The 20,977-nt window shown below is 44.9% G+C and carries 22 protein-coding genes; 11 read left to right on the top strand and 11 right to left on the bottom strand.

The features are described from left to right. Positions 1–50 precede the first annotated feature (50 nt). From ampC to F957_RS19995, 3 genes are all read right to left on the bottom strand, one after another. Positions 51–1,238, bottom strand: coding sequence for a class C beta-lactamase (gene ampC, locus F957_RS19985; RefSeq protein WP_016542230.1), 1,188 nt, complete (start codon positions 1,236–1,238; stop codon positions 51–53). Positions 1,239–1,263: 25 nt separating this feature from the next. Further along, complete coding sequence (locus tag F957_RS19990) at positions 1,264–2,427, bottom strand: PQQ-dependent sugar dehydrogenase (protein WP_016542229.1); 1,164 nt, start codon at positions 2,425–2,427, stop codon at positions 1,264–1,266. 106 nt (positions 2,428–2,533) lie between these two features. Next, positions 2,534–2,986 (bottom strand): YcgN family cysteine cluster protein, encoded by a 453-nt coding sequence (locus F957_RS19995; RefSeq protein ID WP_016542228.1) that lies wholly within the window; start codon positions 2,984–2,986, stop codon positions 2,534–2,536. 188 nt (positions 2,987–3,174) lie between these two features. On the opposite strand from F957_RS19995, the gene F957_RS21015 reads away from it, so the two are divergent. The 7 genes from F957_RS21015 (at position 3,175) to ahr (ending at position 8,050) form a co-directional block, all read left to right on the top strand. Continuing rightward, positions 3,175–3,333 carry a DUF1328 domain-containing protein gene (locus F957_RS21015; protein ID WP_004656956.1) on the top strand — a complete coding sequence of 53 codons (159 nt, stop codon included), beginning with the start codon at positions 3,175–3,177 and terminating at the stop codon, positions 3,331–3,333. Positions 3,334–3,500: 167 nt separating this feature from the next. Beyond that, a complete protein-coding gene (locus F957_RS20005) occupies positions 3,501–4,238 on the top strand; it encodes a dienelactone hydrolase family protein (RefSeq protein ID WP_016542227.1) in 738 nt (245 codons plus the stop codon). 292 nt (positions 4,239–4,530) lie between these two features. Further along, entirely contained in the window at positions 4,531–5,568 is a 1,038-nt protein-coding gene (gene mutY / locus F957_RS20010) for an A/G-specific adenine glycosylase (RefSeq protein WP_016542225.1), read from the top strand. A 76-nt stretch (positions 5,569–5,644) separates the two neighbouring features. Further along, entirely contained in the window at positions 5,645–6,142 is a 498-nt protein-coding gene (locus tag F957_RS20015) for a M23 family metallopeptidase (RefSeq protein WP_279324151.1), read from the top strand. 9 nt (positions 6,143–6,151) lie between these two features. Beyond that, the gene (locus tag F957_RS20020) at positions 6,152–6,397 is read left to right on the top strand and encodes a hypothetical protein (RefSeq protein ID WP_016542223.1); all 246 of its coding nucleotides are present in this window, start codon (positions 6,152–6,154) and stop codon (positions 6,395–6,397) included. 36 nt (positions 6,398–6,433) lie between these two features. Then, complete coding sequence (locus tag F957_RS20025; RefSeq protein ID WP_016542222.1) at positions 6,434–6,988, top strand: DNA-3-methyladenine glycosylase I; 555 nt, start codon at positions 6,434–6,436, stop codon at positions 6,986–6,988. 36 nt (positions 6,989–7,024) lie between these two features. Next, a complete protein-coding gene (gene ahr / locus F957_RS20030; protein WP_016542221.1) occupies positions 7,025–8,050 on the top strand; it encodes an NADPH-dependent aldehyde reductase Ahr in 1,026 nt (341 codons plus the stop codon). A gap of 51 nt (positions 8,051–8,101) precedes the next feature. Here ahr and F957_RS20035 read toward each other — a convergent pair whose 3' ends face one another. Together F957_RS20035 and F957_RS20040 are read right to left on the bottom strand one after the other, a co-directional pair. Next, on the bottom strand, positions 8,102–8,920 hold the full coding sequence (locus F957_RS20035) for an isocitrate lyase/PEP mutase family protein (protein WP_016542220.1): 819 nt from the start codon (positions 8,918–8,920) through the stop codon (positions 8,102–8,104). Between the two features lie 41 nt (positions 8,921–8,961). Beyond that, complete coding sequence (locus F957_RS20040) at positions 8,962–10,389, bottom strand: aminotransferase-like domain-containing protein (RefSeq protein WP_016542219.1); 1,428 nt, start codon at positions 10,387–10,389, stop codon at positions 8,962–8,964. Between the two features lie 90 nt (positions 10,390–10,479). Between F957_RS20040 and F957_RS20045 the strand changes: the two genes are divergently transcribed. Next, positions 10,480–10,890, top strand: a complete 411-nt coding sequence (locus F957_RS20045; RefSeq protein WP_016660074.1) for a hypothetical protein — start codon at positions 10,480–10,482, stop codon at positions 10,888–10,890. Here F957_RS20045 and F957_RS20050 read toward each other — a convergent pair. Further along, the gene (locus tag F957_RS20050; RefSeq protein WP_016542218.1) at positions 10,838–11,740 is read right to left on the bottom strand and encodes a LysR family transcriptional regulator; all 903 of its coding nucleotides are present in this window, start codon (positions 11,738–11,740) and stop codon (positions 10,838–10,840) included. The genes F957_RS20045 and F957_RS20050 overlap by 53 nt on opposite strands. Positions 11,741–11,878: 138 nt before the next feature. On the opposite strand from F957_RS20050, the gene dkgB reads away from it, so the two are divergent. After that, complete coding sequence (dkgB, locus tag F957_RS20055) at positions 11,879–12,685, top strand: 2,5-didehydrogluconate reductase DkgB (protein WP_016542217.1); 807 nt, start codon at positions 11,879–11,881, stop codon at positions 12,683–12,685. A 1-nt stretch (position 12,686) separates the two neighbouring features. Beyond that, positions 12,687–13,874, top strand: a complete 1,188-nt coding sequence (locus F957_RS20060; RefSeq protein ID WP_016542216.1) for an MFS transporter — start codon at positions 12,687–12,689, stop codon at positions 13,872–13,874. A gap of 38 nt (positions 13,875–13,912) precedes the next feature. Here F957_RS20060 and F957_RS20065 read toward each other — a convergent pair whose 3' ends face one another. Together F957_RS20065 and dapB are read right to left on the bottom strand one after the other, a co-directional pair. Continuing rightward, the gene (locus tag F957_RS20065; RefSeq protein ID WP_016542215.1) at positions 13,913–14,563 is read right to left on the bottom strand and encodes an START domain-containing protein; all 651 of its coding nucleotides are present in this window, start codon (positions 14,561–14,563) and stop codon (positions 13,913–13,915) included. A 96-nt stretch (positions 14,564–14,659) separates the two neighbouring features. Further along, positions 14,660–15,481, bottom strand: a complete 822-nt coding sequence (gene dapB / locus F957_RS20070) for a 4-hydroxy-tetrahydrodipicolinate reductase (RefSeq protein ID WP_016542214.1) — start codon at positions 15,479–15,481, stop codon at positions 14,660–14,662. 108 nt (positions 15,482–15,589) lie between these two features. Between dapB and F957_RS20075 the strand changes: the two genes are divergently transcribed. After that, complete coding sequence (locus F957_RS20075; RefSeq protein ID WP_016542213.1) at positions 15,590–16,018, top strand: hypothetical protein; 429 nt, start codon at positions 15,590–15,592, stop codon at positions 16,016–16,018. A gap of 58 nt (positions 16,019–16,076) precedes the next feature. On the opposite strand, the gene dnaJ is transcribed toward F957_RS20075, so the two are convergent. The 3 genes from dnaJ to F957_RS20090 all read right to left on the bottom strand — a co-directional run bounded on the left by dnaJ (position 16,077) and on the right by F957_RS20090 (position 20,976). Then, a complete protein-coding gene (gene dnaJ, locus F957_RS20080) occupies positions 16,077–17,192 on the bottom strand; it encodes a molecular chaperone DnaJ (protein ID WP_004656932.1) in 1,116 nt (371 codons plus the stop codon). A 144-nt stretch (positions 17,193–17,336) separates the two neighbouring features. After that, a complete protein-coding gene (locus F957_RS20085) occupies positions 17,337–17,714 on the bottom strand; it encodes a hypothetical protein (RefSeq protein ID WP_004656931.1) in 378 nt (125 codons plus the stop codon). 133 nt (positions 17,715–17,847) lie between these two features. After that, on the bottom strand, positions 17,848–20,976 hold the full coding sequence (locus F957_RS20090) for an efflux RND transporter permease subunit (RefSeq protein ID WP_016542212.1): 3,129 nt from the start codon (positions 20,974–20,976) through the stop codon (positions 17,848–17,850). Between the last annotated feature and the right edge of the window lies 1 nt (position 20,977).

Raw genomic sequence — 20,977 nt, 5'->3', positions numbered from 1 at the left:
TATTGTGTCTGGCTCAAATCTACAATTTGAATCTGCACTCACGCGACATTCTATTGCGCGCTGTTGTTCTGAACCAACTGTTGCATCACCCGATAGCTGGCTTTGATCCGCTCTTCATTGGGGAAATTGGTATTGGCCAACATCACAATTCCAATTTTTTGCTGCGGAATAAAGGCCACATAGGCACCAAAACCATTGGTCGCTCCTGTTTTATTAAAGAAGGTCTCAGGTGGCGCAAGCTTCGGTTGTTTAATAGGTGTGATTGCATGACTCTCTAAAGCCATTTTGCTGGAGTTACCCTGTAACAGTGTCTCGAGCGATACGGGATAGGCATACTGCTCCCAACCCAAACCTTGGGTCATTGACCCCACTTTAAAATAACCCACATGGGTATTTTCAATCGCTTTGCGAAGCGGTTGTTTGAACTGCTGAGGATTGATTTGTGCATCGAGGAATTTCAACATATCCGCACTGCTACTTTTCAGCCCATACGCTTCTGCATCAAACATACCTGGTGAAACACGCATGGCTTGATCGGCTTTGTATCCCCATGCATATTGCGACATGTGCTGCTCAGGTACTCGAATAAAACTTTGTGTCATTCCCAATTGCGGCAGCAAAGTTTTTTCAATCAGTTCGCTATACGGTTTTTTCATCGCTAAGGCGGTGACATAGCCCATCAAACCAATACTCGGGTTGGAATATTGACGCGCAGCACCAACTTTGGTTTTTGCTTGCCAAGTCTGAAAATACTTGATCATATCCTGCTGCTGAACCACTTCATCGGGGAACTGCAACGGAAAACCGCCTGCGTTATAGGCCCCCAGATTCAATATCGTGGCACGATTGACCGCAGTATGTTTCAGTTCCGGAAAATATTTTGCAGGATGATCCGACAAAGACAGTTGTCCTTGTGCCTGTGCATAGCCCGTTAAAGTCGCATTAAAAGTCTTACTCACCGAACCAAGTTCAAACAAAGTATTGTTGCTGACCGCTTGTTGATTTTGCTTAGAAGCCAATCCATAATTCACGAAATAATGTTGACCATTCAGGGTCACAGCAACGGCCATACCAGGGATTTTATATTGTGCTAATAAAGGTTTAAATTGTTGATCAACAATGCTTTTAACCTGTTGCTCGGTCAAATTTCCAGCCCAAAGCGCTGAACTGCAGGACAACAGTCCTGCCAGTAAAGATAGTTTTTTTAAAGTCATAGAAAAGGCTTTCGGCTGATTCATTGTGTATATCACTTGGAGTTAGAATTTAATTGGCATGCAGTTTAAGTAGCTTGGCTTTCGGTCCATCTTCGATCACCCAGATTGAACCATCTTCCGCTTGGTGTAGCCCACGAATTCGTTGTTTCATCTCAAGTCGTTGAACTTCTTGCACAGGTCGAGATTGAATGTCCACCACCACAATGGCTTTAGAGGATAAACCACCAATCAAAGCCTTGTGTTGCCATAAAGGAAACTGCTGAGCGGAATAAATGATCATGCTAGACGGTGAGATCACAGGGGTCCAATCGATTTCAGGAGCTTTAAATTCTGGACGGGTATCATGATCAGGAATCGGCAACCCTGAATAATGGTCGCCATTCGAAACCGTTGGATAGCCATAGTTTTCCCCTTTCACAATACGGTTTAATTCATCACCACCTTTAGGGCCCATTTCAACCACCCACAATTGCCCTTGCTGGTCGAAAACCATGCCCAATGGATTACGATGACCCAGTGACCAAATTTCAGCCGTTACACCGCCTTTTTGGTGAAACGGATTGTCTTCCGCAGCAGTTCCATCTGCATTTAAACGCAAAACCTTGCCTAAATTACTGTTTAAATCTTGGGCAGGATCAAACTTTTGGCGTTCACCCGAACTGACCCAAAGTTTGCCATCGGGACCAAACTGCAGACGATGACCATAATGGCCTTGCCCTGACACTTTCGGCACTTGTTGCCAGATGGTTTTTAAATCCGTGAGCTTGGGTTGCTTGGGATCAGATAAATCCAGTGTTGCATGTGCAATCTCGGCACCATAACCACCCTGACCTTTGCTGGCATAACTTAAATATAATGCATGATTTTGCTGAAAATCAGGATGCAAAATGACATCACCTAAGCCTCCTTGCCCACCATAACTGACGGTTGGAACGCCACTCACATTGATACTGGATTTGGTTTGGGGATCAAATAATTTTAATTGCCCTTTACGCTCAGTAATCAGCAAACGCTGATCGGGCAAACTCGCAATCGCCCATGGCTCATCAAATTCAGCGACGCTCTCAATCTGATACTTTTGTGCAATGCGCTGGCTTGACGCCTGTTGTGCTGTATTCTGTTCTGGCGTTTTAGAATTGCTGTTATTGGCACCGCAAGCCAGTAAAAATAAAAAGCTACTACACAATACAGGCGTCATTAACCGTTTATTCATTGTATTTCTCCCTCTCTTATTCTCATCTTAGGGAACATCGCCAATAAAAATACTGCAAAAGTGTTGTTTTTATGATCATCATGTCTTATTGATTTGCTAGACGCAATTAACGTATCCAACGCACAACATAATCTTCAATCTGTTCTTCATTGATCTCACTTTCAGAGATACAACGTCCTGCAGCCGACTTTTTTGCCTTGATCACACTTTGCCGTGAACCTGTATTCAGGTAATGCCATGAGGGTAAATTTTTACCTTCATTCAAACGACGGTAGGCGCAACTCGGTGGCAACCACGAAATGGTGCTGAGTCGTTCAGGCGTCAGTTGGATACAATCAGGCACTTGCTGCTGACGGTTGGGATAATCTGAACAACGCGCGGTTTTACAGTCCAGTAATTTGCATGCCACTTTGGTATACGCAACCTCTGCTGTTTCCTCATCTTCCAACTTGATCAAACAACATAAACCACAGCCGTCACACAATGCCTCCCACTCCGCATTGCTGAGCTGATCAAGCGGATAGTGTTTCCAAAAGTTGGGGCGCAGTTCGACGGACATACAGAGCTTTCAATATTTAAAAATGAGCGTCCTATTATAGCATTCATCTTTGCTTTGCTGACTTCAATCTCTTTTAATTGGTTTAACACTTCTTTAAGTATTAAACATTTAAACCACATAAACACCACATTTTGTGCAAAAAACACACGTTATAGTGGATACATAACGAAAAATTAGGAGGACACGACATGTTCCGTTGGGCCATTATTTTTGCAGTCATCGCACTCATTGCCAGTTTATTAGGTTTTGGTGGCGTAGCAGGTTTATCCAAAGATTTCGCGGTCATCTTATTGGTTGTTGCCGTCATCTTAGCAATCGTCGGCTTCTTATCCAGAGGCAAAGTCTAGTTATTTCGACCTACGCAAAAAATAAAAAAAGAAGAATCTTAGTATTCTTCTTTTTTTATTTTGATCATCACTAAAACAAGCGTATTTATTATGTTTTTACGATGCCATCCATTTTCCTTTTTATGTTTTAATCAATGCATTCTAAAAATACAGATCAGGATTAAACCATGAGCTTCCCGATTAACACCCGTGAAATTGAATATACCGCGCCAGATGGTCAACGTTTAATTGGTTATTTCGCTGCACCTGCAATTGATATGCCTGTTGCTGGGGTGATTGTTGCACCTGAGTGGTGGGGCCGTAATGAATATACAGAACAACGCGCGCGCGAGTTGGCAGCGCATGGTTTTGCTGCGCTCGCGATTGATATGTATGGCGATAAAAAAGTGACCACAGCCGTGCCTCAAGCATCGGAATGGATGAACCAAACCTTTGAACAGCCAGATACCATTGTTGAGCGTGCCCAAGCGGGTCTCGCAACGTTAGCGGCTCAGTCAGAAGTGAATGCCGACAAGCTGGCAGCGATTGGTTTTTGTTATGGTGGCAAAGTGGTGCTAGATTTGGCTCGTGCTGGCGCAAATATCGAAGCAGTTGCTACGTTCCATGCTGTATTGAGTCCGAAAGCTCCTGCTGAGAAAGGCAAAGTTAAAGCCGAGATTTTGGTCCTGCATGGTGAACTGGACAGCATGGTGACCTTGGACAATGTGGCCAGCTTCCGTCAAGAAATGCATGATGCTGCTGTGGATCATGAGGTGATTATTTTTGAAGATGCCAAGCATGGTTTTAGTAATCCGCTCGCAGATGAGCGCGCTAAGGCCAACAATGTTGACTTAGGCTATAACGCCGAAGCAGAACGTCAAAGTCTTGACGCGATGTATGAGCTGTTAGATAAACATTTAAAGTGATTTGAAAAGCGATCTCTAAACACCCAATCCATATGGAATTGAGAGAAGATCTCGGTTGTTTAAATCCCAGATGATTGCTACACGTGCAAGGCGACATGGATGTCGCCTGTTTGGCTGCCTTGCTCTGCTTTCAATTGGGCAGTGCAAACTTAACGGAGTCTTGCCAAGTTCTCATCGAATTTCCCACTATGTCTTTGACGACCTACATCTCGTTGATGTTCCAATAGAATTTTAACGCCTAAAAAAACCTATTTCCGCTATACTATGCCTCTGCTTTTTACTGTTCTGATTCATGTCTGATTTCTCATTTTCTGATGCACTACTTACATGGTTCGACCAACACGGTCGTCACGACCTGCCATGGCAAGTGGCCGATGATCCCTACAAAGTTTGGGTTTCAGAAATCATGCTGCAACAGACGCAAGTCAAAACCGTACTGCAATATTTTGATCGTTTTATTGAACGTTTTCCAACGGTCGAAACATTAGGTCGAGCCAGTTGGGAAGATGTCGCACCTTATTGGGCAGGACTCGGCTATTACGCCCGCGCACGCAACCTGCATAAAGCGGCAGCTATCGTTAGCCAACAAGGAAAATTTCCTGAAACACTCGAACAATGGATTGACCTACCAGGCATTGGCCGCTCCACCGCAGGTGCGCTCATGTCCCTTGGCTTACGTCAGTACGGTGTGATTATGGATGGCAACGTGAAACGAGTATTGGCTCGTTTTCTTGCGATTGAAGATGACCTATCCAAGCCCCAACATGAACGAGCACTCTGGCAAATTGCTGAAAATCTTTGTCCAGCAGAGCGCAATCATGATTACACCCAAGCAATTATGGACTTGGGCGCAACCGTGTGTACCCCAAAAAAACCACTGTGTTTATACTGCCCGATGCAGCAACACTGCCAAGCCTATCAACAAGGCATGGAACAGGAACTTCCTTTCAAAAAAGCCAAAAAACCTGTTCCCGTCAGAACGGCAGATGTCCTGCTGATTCAGTCAGGTGATGAATGGCTATGGCAGCAACGTGAAGCACATGGCCTTTGGGGTGGACTGTATTGCCTACCCATTATTGAGCATGCAACCGAATTACAACAGATTGAGCAGCACTTTAAACTACAAGCTCAAGTATCATCTTTGCAGATTAGCCATAGCTTTACTCACTTTACTTGGTTGCTACATGAACAGCTGTTCCACGTGGAACACGATCAAAAAGAACAACTCAGTATCGAATTAAATGGCATATGGCTCAGTCCAGAAACCGCGATTGCCAAAGGCATTCCAACAGCCATGAAAAAATTGATCACAGCAAAACAAAAGGCCTAATGCTCGAAATGTTGTAGATCAAACGCAAGGAGTTTGTGTGCGTCATTCGATTTCCTATACGGTTCTAGGTGTGTTGATGATTTTATTATCAGCCTGTGCCACCACCCCAAAGAAACCTACCCCCTTACCCAATGCTCAGGTGAATAAGCTCAAGAGCATGCGTTTAGACAGCCGCCTTCCTGTTCCGGTCAAAGGGGTGAGTCGCAATCAATTACGGGATACTTGGGGCGCGGCACGAAGTCAGGGCCGTAGCCATGAGGGAATCGATATCATGGCAGAGCGTGGTACGAAAGTGTATAGTGCGACTGAAGGCTTAGTTGCTGATTTACGTAATAATAATTTAGGTGGCAAGGTGGTCTGGATCATGGGTCCAGCTGGCACTTGGCACTATTATGCGCATCTGGATGGACATAAACGCGGTCTCAATGTTGGCGACTATGTCCGTAAAGGTGATCTGATCGGTTATGTGGGCAATACGGGTAATGCCCGCTATACCGCTCCGCATTTACACTACGGCATTTATTTAAATGGCAAAGGGCGTGGTGCAGTCAACCCATACCCATATTTACGTTAGGAACACACAATGTCAGAAGCATTGATTGAACGTCTGGTTGAATTTGCAGAGTCTGGAAATCAGCAAAAAATCATCCTGAATGGCACCAGCTATCAGGGTTGGATCATGGAAATTACTGAAGAAGCCTTGCTGATCAGTACCGGTTTTGCCGATAAATCAGGTAAAGACTTTTGGCTTAAATTTGCTGATTTAACCGATGCAGAATTGTATTATTGGGATACTCGCCCAAATGAATGGGTGATATTCAAACTTTAATTCATTCTGTTCTAATAACAACAAGGAGCATCAAATATGACAATTCAACGCTGTGGCTGGTGCTCCGATGATCCGCTCTATATGGCTTACCATGATCAAGAATGGGGCAAGCCACAACACGATGAAACTCACCTATTTGAAATGCTCTGTCTGGAAGGACAGCAAGCAGGTTTATCATGGATCACGGTGCTGAAAAAGCGTGAGCATTATCGCTCACATTTCTTTCAGCATTCCATCGCAGACGTCGCAGCACTCACCGATGATCAACTCGAACTCAAACTCAGTGATGCAGGTTTAATCCGCCATATTGGTAAGCTCAAAGCCATCCGCGACAATGCCATTGCTTGGCTCAAACTCAAAGATGAAGTCGAAGATGTCCCTGCTTGGCTGTGGAATTTCGTCGACCATCAAACCGAAAATAATGATGTCGTGAATTACCGCGAAGCACCTGCACAAACTGAGCTGAGCCAAAAACTATCCAAAACCTTAAAAAAGCGTGGCTTTAAATTTGTGGGCCCAACCACCTGCTATGCTTTTATGCAGGCGGTGGGTATGGTCAATGACCATGAAAATGATTGCCAATTTAAATAACCAATCATCATCGATTTTCCTTGAATGGGAGTTCCAATGAGCAATAATCAAATTCGCGCTTATGCTGCAATGCAAGCAGGTGAGCAAGTGGTGCCTTACCAATTTGATGCGGGAGACTTAAAAGCTCATCAAGTTGAAGTTAAGGTTGAATATTGTGGTCTGTGCCACTCCGATCTTTCCGTCATCAATAATGAATGGCAATCGTCAGTTTATCCTGCAGTGGCTGGGCATGAGATCATTGGTACCATCATTGCACTGGGATCAGAAGCCAAAGGCCTCAAAGTCGGTCAACGCGTTGGCATTGGCTGGACTGCGGAAACCTGCCAAGCCTGTGATCCCTGTATTGGCGGCAATCAAGTCTTATGTACAGGTGAAAGAAGCGCCACCATCATCGGACATGCCGGTGGCTTTGCTGATAAAGTTCGTGCTGGTTGGCAATGGGTCATTCCCCTTCCAGACGATTTAGATCCCGAAAGTGCTGGCCCACTGCTGTGTGGTGGCATTACGGTCTTTGATCCTTTACTCAAACATAAAATTCAAGCGACCCATCATGTCGGCGTGATCGGTATTGGTGGTCTCGGTCATATTGCGATTAAATTGCTGAAAGCATGGGGCTGTGAAATTACCGCTTTCAGCTCGAACCCAGATAAAACCGAAGAACTCAAGGCCATGGGCGCTGATCATGTGGTCAATAGCCGAGATGCCCAAGCCATCAAGGCGCAACGTGGCAAGTTTGATTTATTACTCAGCACCGTCAATGTGACCTTGAACTGGCAAGCCTATCTGAATACCCTTGCACCACAAGGTCGTCTACATTTCCTTGGCGTGACTTTAGAACCGATCCCTGTCTCTGTCGGTGCAATCATGGGAGGTGCCAAATCTGTCACTTCTTCACCTACGGGTTCACCTCTGGCACTGCGTCAGCTTTTACAATTCGCTGCACGTAAAAACATTGCACCACAGATTGAGCTATTTCCAATGTCACAGCTGAATGAGGCGATTGAACGACTGCATTCAGGCCAAGCACGTTATCGCATCGTACTCAAAGCCGATTTCGATTAATTTAGGCCTTTGCACACCTCATCCGCCAACGGTTGAATCGCTTGGCGGATCTCATCGTAATCTTTTATTCAACTCCGCCCCAGAGAGATTCTCTGCAAAACAATGAAAACGGCCTGTTTCTGCAATCGAGCTGGCCGCTTGAATAAAACCGTTCCATGCCGTCCGTGCCAAAGCACTTCCAACACTGATTCGTCGAACACCTAAAGATGCCAGCGCTGGCACACTCAGTTCACTGTCCCAAGCGATCAGCACATTCACAGGTTTGGGTGCCACTGCTTGAACCACTGCAACAATCTGATCTGATGTTTTGATACCAGGCGCATAAAGACAATCAGCACCCGCAGCAGAATAGGCTTTCAGTCGAGTTATGGTATCCTCTAAATCTGGAACACCAATAAAGAAGTTTTCAGCACGTCCGATCAACATCACGTCTTCGCCACTTTCATCAATTGCTTTACGTGCCGCAGCGATCCTCATAGCAGCCTCTTTAATCTCTCGTAATGGCTTGTCCGCATTTCCAGTAGAATCTTCTATGGATATCCCTGCAACCCCTGTTGCAATCGCCATGGTTACGCTTTCAAACACGCCCTCAATGGTCTCTGCAAAACCACTTTCTAAATCGGCATTCACAGGGAGATCGGTTGATTGAACCATAGCTCGAAGATGCGCGAGTACCTCTGCACGTGACAACTGCCCATCTGTCTTGCCGCAAGACCATGCATAACCAGCACTAGTTGTTGCCAAAGCTTGATAACCAAGTTGTTGCAACATTTTGGCACTACCAGCATCCCACGGATTGGGCAACACAAAACAGCCTGCCTGATGCAGATCACGAAATATTTTTCTTTTTTCAGCAATCGTAGGTTGCATTTTTTCTCCCCTCTTTTTTAATTCTGATTGTCGATCAGTGCTTAACACTCTGATGAGCCCATACTAACCCGCGTCCACTGCGCCAATTGCTGAATCGCTTGGCGGATTTCTGCTGTTAACGCATGACCTGCATTTAATCGGATAAAATGTTGATAACGGCGATCTTCACCAAACACTTCACCAGGCACAATGTTGATCCCCTGCGCTTGCGCCAAATAATAGAGTTCCAAACCTGTGATACTGTCGGGAAGTTGCATCCATAAGGCATACCCTCCCTGAGATTGGCTCAGTGCAATCGGAATACCGTGGAAGCACTCTAAAATATACGCTCGATACTGCTCCACTTGCTGCATCAACTTGGGTCTGAGTCGATCTAAATGCTCCCGATAACCACGGCTATAAATAAAGTCTGCTAAACCCAACTGTAACGGCGTATTCACTCCCACGTTATTGGCCAACAACTGCGGACGTAAATGTTGTAATTGCCGCCCTAAACAAAACCATCCCACTCGATAAGCAGTGGATAATGATTTAGAAACCGAACCACACCAGATCACATAACCTTCCTGATCCCAATAACGAATTGGCAAAGGGCGTTCTTTTTGGAAACTGCATTCACCATAAATATCATCTTCCAAAATAAAGCATTGATATTTTTGTGCCAGTTGAGCAATCTGCTGTTTCTGTTCATTGCTCAGACAATAACCCAAAGGATTTTGAAAATTAGCAGTGAGTAAACACAGTTTGGCACTGCCCTGTTGCATGAAAAACTCTAAACGTTCCAGATCAACACCACGATGATCGGCAGGAATTTCGATAATATTACGCTTCAGGCTCGCCAGCATTTGCAACTGACCATTAAAGGTCGGGGTTGGGATCAAAATACTATCGCCTTCTTGGCTGATCTGTTGAATCAACAGAGATAAAGCAGGCATACAGCCATTACTAATAAAAATATCCTCAGTCGCAACATAGATGCCATCTTCACGCCAATGGTCTGACAACGCTTGGCGCAAATGCTGATGACCCTGCTTATTACAATATAAAAAATCTTCGGGCTGACAATGCTTGAGCGCGCGTTGTAGAGAGCGACGCAGCCCATCCACAGGAATCAAATGGGGTGACAATTGAATCGCCCCCAATGGCGTTAAATGATGTTGAATTGAGGCGGTCTGAATCTGGTTTTGCAGATCTAAATTTGAAACTTGCCTCGCCTTAGATTCAAAATGGGGACTGTCAGGTACAGCACTTTGATATTGTCTTGAATTGACAAAATAGCCCGATTTGGCTTTTACATAAATCAACCCTTTGGCTTCCAGTAGCTCGTAACACTGTTGCGCTGTACTCAGGCTGATACTTTGCTGGCGTGCAAATTCCCTTAAAGAACTTAACTTCTGTTGTGGCTGTAACTCATGCTGGTAGATTTTATGCGCCAGCTGTTCTGCTAAACGTTGATATTGGAAGCTCATCTCTGTACTGCTTTTTTATAAATTTCTGTATCTGTATTGGTTTATACAACACCGTTAAGCTATAAAAATCAACAGCCAAAGGATAAGACCATGAAAAATAATATCTTATTTATATTAAGCGTCATTTTATTGACAGGCTGCGATCTGACTGACCAAGCCACCTATCAGCAACAACAAGTGTGCAAATCACTCTCACAGGGCTATCTACAAATTCAAAACCAGCCGACCTATGAGTTATGGAAAATGGAAAAAAGTGAAGCCCCCGAGCAGACCCGCATCATCAAAATGACCTATAAGAAACCCAATGAAAATGGTTTGATACTCTCAAGCAACTTTCTGCCAACAGTCGAACTTGAATGCAAGCTACAGCAGCAACATATTGTGGTGTCTGTGATACAGAAAACAGGCCCATCAATTCCAGTGCTGAATGTACAGCTTCAAAATGAAGCTATAGGCAAACCGAGAAGCCCTGACTTAGTTGCTCAGTCAAAAACTCAATAAATAAACGGACCCGTTTCGGCAAGTGCTCTTGTTGATAATAAACAGCATGGATGCTTTGATAAGAATGTTCGATTTGATCTTCAAACAGCGCCTCAAGACGCCCTTCTCGAATGTCCTGCCAGATTTCAAATTCAGACAGTCGAGCAATCCCCTGCCCACGTAAACAGAGCTGTCGCACGGTTTCACCACTTGATGCCCTCACTTTAGGTTGTGCTTGAAAATACTCACCCTCAATTCTAATCGGCCAAGTATTGATATAGGTTGGACGGGTAAAACCAATCACATCATGTTCAGGCAATGCTTGAGGCTGTAAAGGCGTGCCCTTGCGTTTTAGATATTCTGGACTGGCAACAATATAGATACGACTTTTACACACCAATTTGGCGTGTAAGCTGGAATCATGTAATTCACCAAAACGAAACGCCACATCGGTTTTATGTTCCAGTAGATCAATCACCAAATCATTGCTATTCAACTCGATTTCAATATTGGGATAACACTGCCGAAACTTGTGTACCAATGGCGTAATCACATGCAGAATAAACGGTGTGGCTGAGTCAATCCGAATCACCCCCGAAGTATCCTGATCTGATTTTTGTAAGGCTTCTTCGGCGGCATTCAAATCACTGAGGATTTTACGGGCATGTTGCAGAAACTGCTGACCTTCTTGGGTAAGTTTTAATTTTCGCGTGGTCCGTTCCAGCAAAGTGACTTCGAGCTTGGATTCTAAACGGCTGAGTGAACGACTGAGCCCAGATGCGGTCTGCCCTAATCGTTCAGCTGCGGCAATAAATGAACCGGTATCGACAATGGTCATAAAAGCAAGCAGTTCTTCTACCGTAGACTTCATTGCCACCCTCTCAATTATTGATATTTAGTCAACTGTATTTTGCAAATTCCTCTATTTTTTAGCAACAATAATCATCGCAAAATAACAGCCATCCACAAAACAGCTCTTTAGAGCATGAAAAAAGATTAGGTGAAAAATATGCGTATCCCTCAATTCGGTTTAGGTACTTTCCGACTTAAAGATCAAGCGGTGATTGATTCAGTTAAAACCGCTCTGGAAGTAGGTTATCGTGCCATTGATACCGCACAGATTTATGAAAACGAAGCAGCAGTAGGTCAAGCCATTGCTGAAAGTGGTGTAGCCCGCCAAGATCTGTTCCTCACCACAAAAATCTGGGTCGACAATTTTACTGAAGACAAATTCATTCCCAGCTTAAAGGACAGTCTGCAAAAACTACGTACTGATGCTGTCGATCTCACCTTGATCCACTGGCCAGCTCCAGCACTGGGTGTATCCATTCCAAGCGTCATGCAATTGCTTTTAGAAGCGAAACAACAAGGTTTGACCCAGCAAATTGGTATCTCGAATTTCAATATTGCTTTGACCCAACAAGCAATTGACAGCATTGGTGTCGAACACATTGCCACCAACCAGATTGAACTTAGTCCTTATTTGCAGAACCGCACCTTGGTCAATTTTTTAGGTGAACAAAATATTGACGTGACTTCATACATGACCTTGGCTTATGGCAAAGTACTGCAAGATCCAACCTTAGTTGAGATCGCTGCACAGCATCAGGCAACCAGCGCACAAGTCGCTTTGGCTTGGGCCTTGCAAAATGGCTTTGCTGTGATTCCCTCATCAACCAAACGTGAAAACCTGATCAGCAACTTAAAAGCGCAAGACTTAACTTTAAGTGCAGAGGAAATGCAGTTGATCGCCCAACTTGAACGCAATGGTCGAGAAGTGAGTCCTGAACCCTTTGCGCCTGAATGGGACAAATAACATGAGCAGCCGCATCAACCTTCCTTTGCTGGCCTTGGCCATTGGTGCATTTGCCATTGGCACAACAGAGTTCTCTCCAATGGGGCTGTTGCCCAATATTGCCAATGATCTTGGGGTATCGATCCCAAGTGCGGGCATGTTGATTACGGGTTATGCACTGGGCGTGATGCTCGGTGCGCCGATCATGACTTTATGGTTTGGTGGTTTTGCCCGTCGTAATGCCCTGATTTTACTGATGGCAATCTTCACCCTTGGTAATCTGATCGCAGCCTTTGCACCCAACTATATGAGTTTAATGGGTGCTCGATTAATTACCAGCTTAAACCACGGTGCCTTCTTCGGGATTGGTTCTGTGGTGGCTGCCAGTGTTGTTCCAGCAAATAAACAGGCCAGTGCGGTGGCCACCATGTTTATGGGTCTCACCATCGCCAATATTGGTGGCGTACCACTGGCAACATGGGTAGGACAAAACATTGGCTGGCGCATGTCTTTCCTTGCGATTTCTGCACTCGGTGTCATCACCATGCTGGCGCTCTGGAAAGCACTGCCTGTCGGATCTGTCGGTCAAAAACCGAATGTCAAAATGGAACTGAAAGTTCTGACTCGCCTACCTGTGCTGTTGGCACTCTTAACCACAGTATTTGGTGCTTCCGCAATGTTTACCTTATACACCTACATCGCGCCAAGTCTGGTTGAATTTAGCCATGCTTCACCAACTTTTATCACCCTGATGTTGGTCTTGATCGGGATCGGCTTCTCCATCGGCAACCATTTCGGAGGAAAGTTTGCAGACCTGTCCATTGATAAGACCTTAATTGGTTTCTTGCTGTTACTGATTACATTGATGCTGATTTTCCCAATCCTTGCTCAATCACAACTGGGGGCAGCAATCGGTTTGGTGATCTGGGGTGCTGCTGCTTTTGCCATTGTTCCGCCTTTACAAATGCGCGTGATGTCGGTTGCTCATGAGGCGTCTGGTCTCGCCTCTTCAGTCAATATTGGTGCCTTTAATCTCGGTAATGCCATTGGTGCAGCTGCAGGCGGTGCAGTGTTAAGTCTCGGCTTAAACTATGCCGCTGTTTCCATAATTGGCGCTGTGTTGGCGGGTATCGGTCTGATTTTGGTTCTGATTCAAATCAAACTGGCAACCAAATCCAGTTCGCAATTACAACAATGCCCGCAAGCCTAATGTTTAATAAAAAAGCCTGATTTAATCAGGCTTTTTTATTATTTCAAGACATCGGGCAATTTCGGTTGTGCGTATAAAGGATTATTCACTTCCTTTTTCATTTTCATCAGCATTTGATAAGGTTGCTGTTGCACAAACATATTCACAAAGCTCAATGGAATCGAACCCGCAGGATCTGCATAACCATTGGTCGTGACTTTCACTTTATTATTGGCGAGTTTCTGGAAAGTCCAATCACCTGCGTACTTGGTTAAACGCACCACATCAGGTTGTTCAGGGTAATTATTCTGAATGGCGTTATTTTTAATACTAATGCTGCCATCCGCATTTTTGCTCATTTTACCTTTAATCACCACATCACGGTCTTTTAAAGGAAAAGGAAAATCCAGCACCATATACAGGGTAAATTCACCTTTTTTATCATCCCGAGATAACATTTGCACCTTACCCACATAAGGTACCCATTGTGGAGTACGCTCTACATCAAGGACCACTGCTACGGCGCGTTCTAAAGGCACATCAAAGGTGGTTTCCGCTTTATATTGGATAATCGGATTATTTTCTGTTTGATAAGTCCAAACCTTAATATTGTTCCGATGCAAACTGAGTTTGGCGGTTTCTGATGCTGCAGTCACCGCAAAGCTGCTGAGACTGAGCAGTGTAGCAAGGACGATATGTTTTTTATTCATGTCATGCTCGATTGTTGTAATGAAGGCGAGAGCTTGTTTCACTCCTCTCGGAAAGAAAGCTCAACAAGCTCTTTTATAGTACAAAAAAGGAACGTTTTAAACGTCAATCTCGTTAAAGCCTAAAACATCTTTCATATCATATTTACGTGCTTCACGGCCAACCACCCACGCCGCGGCACGGACTGCGCCTGAAGCGAAGTTCATACGGTTGGTGGCTTTGTGTGTCACTTCAACACGCTCACCTTCTCCGATAAACATCACGGTATGTTCACCGACGATATCGCCACCACGAATGGTTTCAAAACCAATGGTTTGACGATCACGCGGGCCGGTATAACCTTCACGACCATACACTGCCACTTCTTTTAAGTTACGACCCAACGTATCGGCAATCGCCTCGCCCATCATAAATGCGGTACCAGAAGGTGCATCGACTTTATGACGATGGTGCGCTTCAATAATTTCAATATCCACCGTATCGCCAAACACTTTCGCTGCGAGTTCCAATAATTTAATCGACACATTGACGCCGACCGAATAATTAGCAGCATAAACAACTGGGGTCTGGGTTGCGGTTTCATCTAAAAATGCCTTTTGTTCATCCGACATTCCCGTGGTTCCAATCACCATAGCCACACCAGCTTCACGGCATAGCTTTAAATGCTGTTCAGTCGCTACAGGTGCAGTAAAATCAATCACCACATCACAGTCTTTTAAAACCTCACCCAAACTTCCCACAATCTTGACACCGAGGTTGCCGATCCCTGCAAGTTCTCCTGCATCCGCCCCCACCAAGCTGCTTTCAGGACGTTCAACAGCTGCTGCCAGTTGGTAGCCTGCTTGTTGTACCGCTTGAATCAGAATACGCCCCATGCGTCCGCCTGCACCCAAGATTCCAATGCGTGGAGAAGTTGACATAATTTTTCCCAGTCTTTTATTTAAACAATTGAGCTACTATAGCAAAACTCTGTGTTTCTAAAAAAGTTAAAATAAGGCATTTAAGAAAATTGAAATTTAAGGCATAAGATGTCAGTCAAACCTTATGATGCATTTGAAATAGATAGACTGGTTAAATATTATCGAAATATTCCCAATTTCCCCAAGACGTCTCAGGAACTCTATCTAGATGATGCGGCAATGATGGCAGGTCTATATATAGACCCGATCTCCAACTTAGAAGATCGGTTTCGTGATATTTTCGTTTTTTCAGAATATAAAAAACCAGTCGATATCAAACAAGCCCAAACGATTGGCGGAGTTGATCAATTTGATATACAGGAAATAGCTTATTTTATCAGCGATATTTTAGTCCACGAAAAATACCATACTGGGCTCTTCGGTTCTATGATTATCAATGGTGTGATTGAAAATATGATCTGTCGTTTAGAAACGCTCTTACAAGATGAAAAAGTACTACATTCCCCACAAAAATCTTGGTGGAAATTTTGGCGTTAATCTGTTGCCGTTTCCCATAAAAAAACCTGCCGCAGCAGGTTTTTTTATGGGGGTCTAATTAGTCAAATAGACGATCAAAGAATGATTTTTTCTTAGGTGATGCAGCATGGCCATCACCATCAAACGAAGCTTGTAATTCTTTCAATAATTCACGTTGGCGACTGTTTAAATTCACAGGAGTTTCGACCACGATACGGCACAATAGATCACCAACCATGCTGCTACGTACAGGACGAACACCTTTACCACGTAAGCGGAATAACTTCCCAGTTTGCGTTCCTTCTGGAATTTTTAAGCTGACACGACCATCAAGGGTCGGGATTTCAATTTCTTTACCCAAAGCCGCATCTGCAATGCTAACAGGCACGTCCATATACAGATCTGCACCATCACGTTGGAAGACTTCGTGTTCACGAACCACCACTTCAACGTATAAATCACCCGCCTGACCATCACGAATCGCTTCACCTTTACCAGTTAAGCGTACGCGGTCGCCATTGTCTACACCAGCAGGAATGGTGACTTCCAGAGTTTGCTGACGATCTGCAACACCTGAACCATGACAGCTGCTACATGGATTTTTGATGATTTTGCCTTGACCACGACAAGTACTACAAGTTTGCTGAACTGAGAAGAAGCCTTGTTGCATGCGCACTTGACCCGCACCATGACAGGTACGACAGGTTTCTACATCATTTGGATTTTTAGATCCTTTACCATCACAGGTTTCACATGGTGCTGGTGCTGTGAACGTAATGGTTTTTTTCACGCCTTTGACCGCTTCTTCAAGCGTCAGTTCCATCACATAACGGAGGTCTGAACCACGGCGTTGACGTTGTTGCTGACGGCCACCGCCACCAAACGCTCCACCAAAAATATCGCCAAACTGACTGAAAATATCTTCTGCGCTAAAACCGCCGAAGCCACCACCTGCACCGCCAAAGCCGCCTTCAAAGGCACTATGTCCAGCGCGGTCATACATGCTGCGCTTTTCTTCATCAGAAAGCACTTCATACGCTTCAGCCGCTTCTTTGAACTTTTCTTCAGCTTCAGCGTTGTCCGGGTTACGGTCTGGATGATACTTCATCGCCAACTTACGATAGGCTTTTTTGATCTCATCATCACTTGCGGTTTTCGAAACGCCTAAAACCTCATAATAATCACGTTTAGCCATGGTTGGCGATGCTCCTCACGGAATTTATTTAAATCTAAAAAACAAATAGGCTCTGCTGACTTTGGTAATAAAAAAGTCAACAGAGCCTTAATAGGGGCTGTACGATAAATTTACAAGGGCTATTGCAATAAAAAAGCCATAAATTTAGAAAACGGCTTTATTTTTAAAGTACTTGGCAATTCCTTTCAGCCAAGCATTCAGTAAAAATAACCAAGCAATTGAACTAAACACCACGCCAGCAACCGTCATCGCGGTCACCCAAAGTACGCTGTTCCAGGCAAAAAAGAACAGGGGGATAAACCATAGCGCTGCAAAGAAAGCCATCAATAAAAATAACAGCACATTACGCATAATCCAGAGTGCATGCGCATGTATCCATACTTCGGCATTATCCACAATCGCAACTTTCTTTGCTAATAGGTATGCAAACACCGCAAACACTATTGTAAATAATGCAAGAAACATGAACACGTAAGAAATCGCCACGTAGCGGCGATGCTGCTCAATATTGTCTTGCCCCATGCTCTATATCACCTCGATTCACTGCATCGTACAAATTTGATCATGCAATGAAATTCAATTATTTTTTGGTCTTAAAATATAGGTGCTACTATATTGAAATTTTCAATGTTTCGCACCTTTATTCACAAAATAATTACGATAGTTGTGTTGTTTTTTTAACCTTAAACCATGCTGCATAAAGTGCAGGCAGGAAAAACAAGGTTAATAAAGTGGCGACAATCAAGCCACCCATAATCGCAACCGCCATCGGACCAAAGAAAATACTGCGTGATAAAGGGATCATCGCCAACACCGCAGCCAATGCTGTCAACACAATTGGACGGAAACGGCGCATGGTTGCACCAATCACCGCCTCCCACGGCTCATGTCCTGCCAAAATGTCCTGCTCAATTTGATCAATCAAGATCAGCGAGTTACGCATGATCATGCCTGACAAGGCAATGGTGCCCAACATCGCGACGAAACCAAAGGGTTTATTGAACAGCAACAGGAACGCCACTACACCAATCAAGCCTAAGGGTGCAGTGAGCAAGACAATGGTTGCCCGCGACATACTGCGCAACTGAATCATCAATAAAGTCATCACCACCGCCAAGAACAAGGGCATACCCGCATTAACCGAATTTTGCCCCTTTGCCGACTCTTCAACTGTCCCCCCCACTTCCAGTAGATAACCACTTGGCAAGTCTGCACGGAGTGTCTGCATCTGATCAGCCAACTGTTGCACCACAGTTGCAGGTTGTAAGTGGGTACGAATATCAGCACGAACGGTAATGGTCGGCAAGCGGTTACGATGCCAAATTAAACCTTCTTCAAAACGCGATTCAATCTTGGCAATCTGCGCCAAAGGCACAGTGGTTCCTTTGCTGGTCGGCACCGCCAAGCTTGCCAACGATGCTACTTCAACGCGTTCCGATTTATCACCACGTAAGCGGATTTCGATCAATTCACGTTTTTCGCGATATTGATTCATCACCGACCCCGTCACGGAGGCATTTAAGAAATTGGCTAAATCGACACTGGAAACGCCCATTTGCCGCGCACGGTCTTGGTCAATTTCAATCGCAATGATTTTGCTTGGCTCACCCCAATCCAAATGTACATTGGTGGTATTTGGGTCTTCACTCAGCACTTTGGCCACTTTCTGCGCCCATTGACGTACCGTCCCGAGGTCTTCACCCGAGACACGATACTGCAATGGATAACCCACTGGTGGACCATTTTCCAATAAAGACACCCGAGTACGGACTTGCGGTAATAATTGCTTGATCTGCTTGTCCAAAGAACGGCGGATCTCATCACGATCATCTAGAGACGATGCCAAAACCACAAACTGAGCAAAGCTGGCTTGTGGTAATTGCTGGTCGAGCGGCAAATAAAAACGTGGCGAGCCTGTACCCACGTAAGCCACATAGTTATCAATGCCCTGTTGTTTAGACAGGAACTGCTCCACCTTATGCACTGCTTGTTCCGTCGCCGTCAGTGAAGCCCCTTCTTCCAGTTTTAAATCCACCAGAATTTCAGCCCGATTTGATGGCGGGAAGAACTGTTGTGGCACCAGCTTAAACATGGCCACCGACAGGACAAAGATACCAACAGTCACCGCAATCACGGTTTTACGATAGGTAATACAGATTTCCACCACACGGCGGAAAGATTGATAAAACTTGGATTGATAAGGGTCATGATGCTGACCATGCGCTTCTACCACAGGTGCAGGTTGCTTGCGCAATCTCGCCCAAAGACGGACATACCATGCTGCTTGTTGCTGTTGTTTAGTAAAATCAGGTAATAGTTTTTCACCTAAATACGGTACAAACAACACGGCTGCAATCCATGACACGATCAATGCAATGGTCACCACTTGGAAAATAGAGCGGGTATATTCACCTGTACCCGATTGCGCGGTGGCGATCGGCAAGAATCCTGCTGCGGTAATCAGCGTTCCCGTTAACATCGGAAAAGCAGTGGTTTGCCAGGCAAAACCTGCCGCTTTCAATCGGCTATAGCCCTGTTCCATTTTAATCGCCATCATTTCCACGGCGATAATCGCATCATCGACCAGCAATCCGAGCGCCAGAATTAACGCCCCCAGTGAAATCTTATGCAGGCCCACATCAAACAGATTCATCCCCGCAAAAGTCATCGCCAGTACTAAGGGAATAGACAACGCCACCACCAAGCCGGTGCGGAAACCGAGTGAAAAGAAACTGACCAATAACACAATGATCACCGCTTCGGCCAAGACCTTTAAAAACTCTTGAATACTGCGTTGTACCGCCACAGGCTGATCGGAGACTTTTTGCAGTTTCATGCCCAAAGGCAGGGTTTTCTGTAGACGGTTAAATTCGGTTTCCAAATTTTTACCGAGCGCAATGATGTCGCCACCTTTACGCATCGAAACCGCAATCCCGATCCCATTCTCGCCCATAAAGCGCATGCGGGGTTGTGCCGGTTCACTAAAGCCACGATATACGTCCGCAACATCGCCCAGTTGAATGGTTTTATCACCCACCAACAACGGCATTTTTTTCAGGTCTTCGACACTATGCAAATGCCCACTGACACGAATTTGGATACGGTCCGTACCCGTTTCAAAGAATCCAGCACCCGCCATGTCATTTTGTTTTTGAATCGCTTCCTGAATGGCGGTAACAGGTACACCTAATTGCACTGCCTTGGTATTGGACAGTTCAATCCAGATTTTCTGATCTTGCAGCCCCACCAGATTGACCTTGTTGACATCCTTGACCCGTTGCAATTGCAGTTGCAAACGGTCGGCATATTCCTTCATCACTGCATAGTCAAAGTCCTTGCCTGTCAGCACATAGATATTGCCAAAGGTGTCCCCAAACTCATCATTGAAAAAAGGCCCTTGTACACCACTCGGCAGTTGCGAGCGGATATCATTGACCTTCTTGCGTACGTTATACCAAACGTCAGGAATAGCACTGGATGGCAAACTGTCTTTGGCCACAAAGGTCACCAAAGACTCACCTGGGCGCGAATAGGCCATGATGCGATCATACTGACCTGTGGTCATCAATTCTTTTTCAATTCGATCCGTGACCAGTGTTGAGACTTCTTTGGCTGTTGCGCCCGGCCAATAGGTCTGTACCACCATCACCTTAAAAGTAAACGGCGGATCTTCACTTTGCGAAAGTTTGGAATAAGACATGATGCCGACGATGCCGAGCAACAGCATAAAATAAAGGATAATACCCTTATTCTTGAGTGCCCATTCTGAAAGGTTAAATTTCATC

Source organism: Acinetobacter gyllenbergii CIP 110306 = MTCC 11365 (assembly GCF_000413855.1).
Lineage (GTDB): Bacteria > Pseudomonadota > Gammaproteobacteria > Pseudomonadales > Moraxellaceae > Acinetobacter > Acinetobacter gyllenbergii.
Note: the sequence above shows the minus strand (reverse complement) of the source record. Positions and strands in the feature narration are given on the sequence as shown.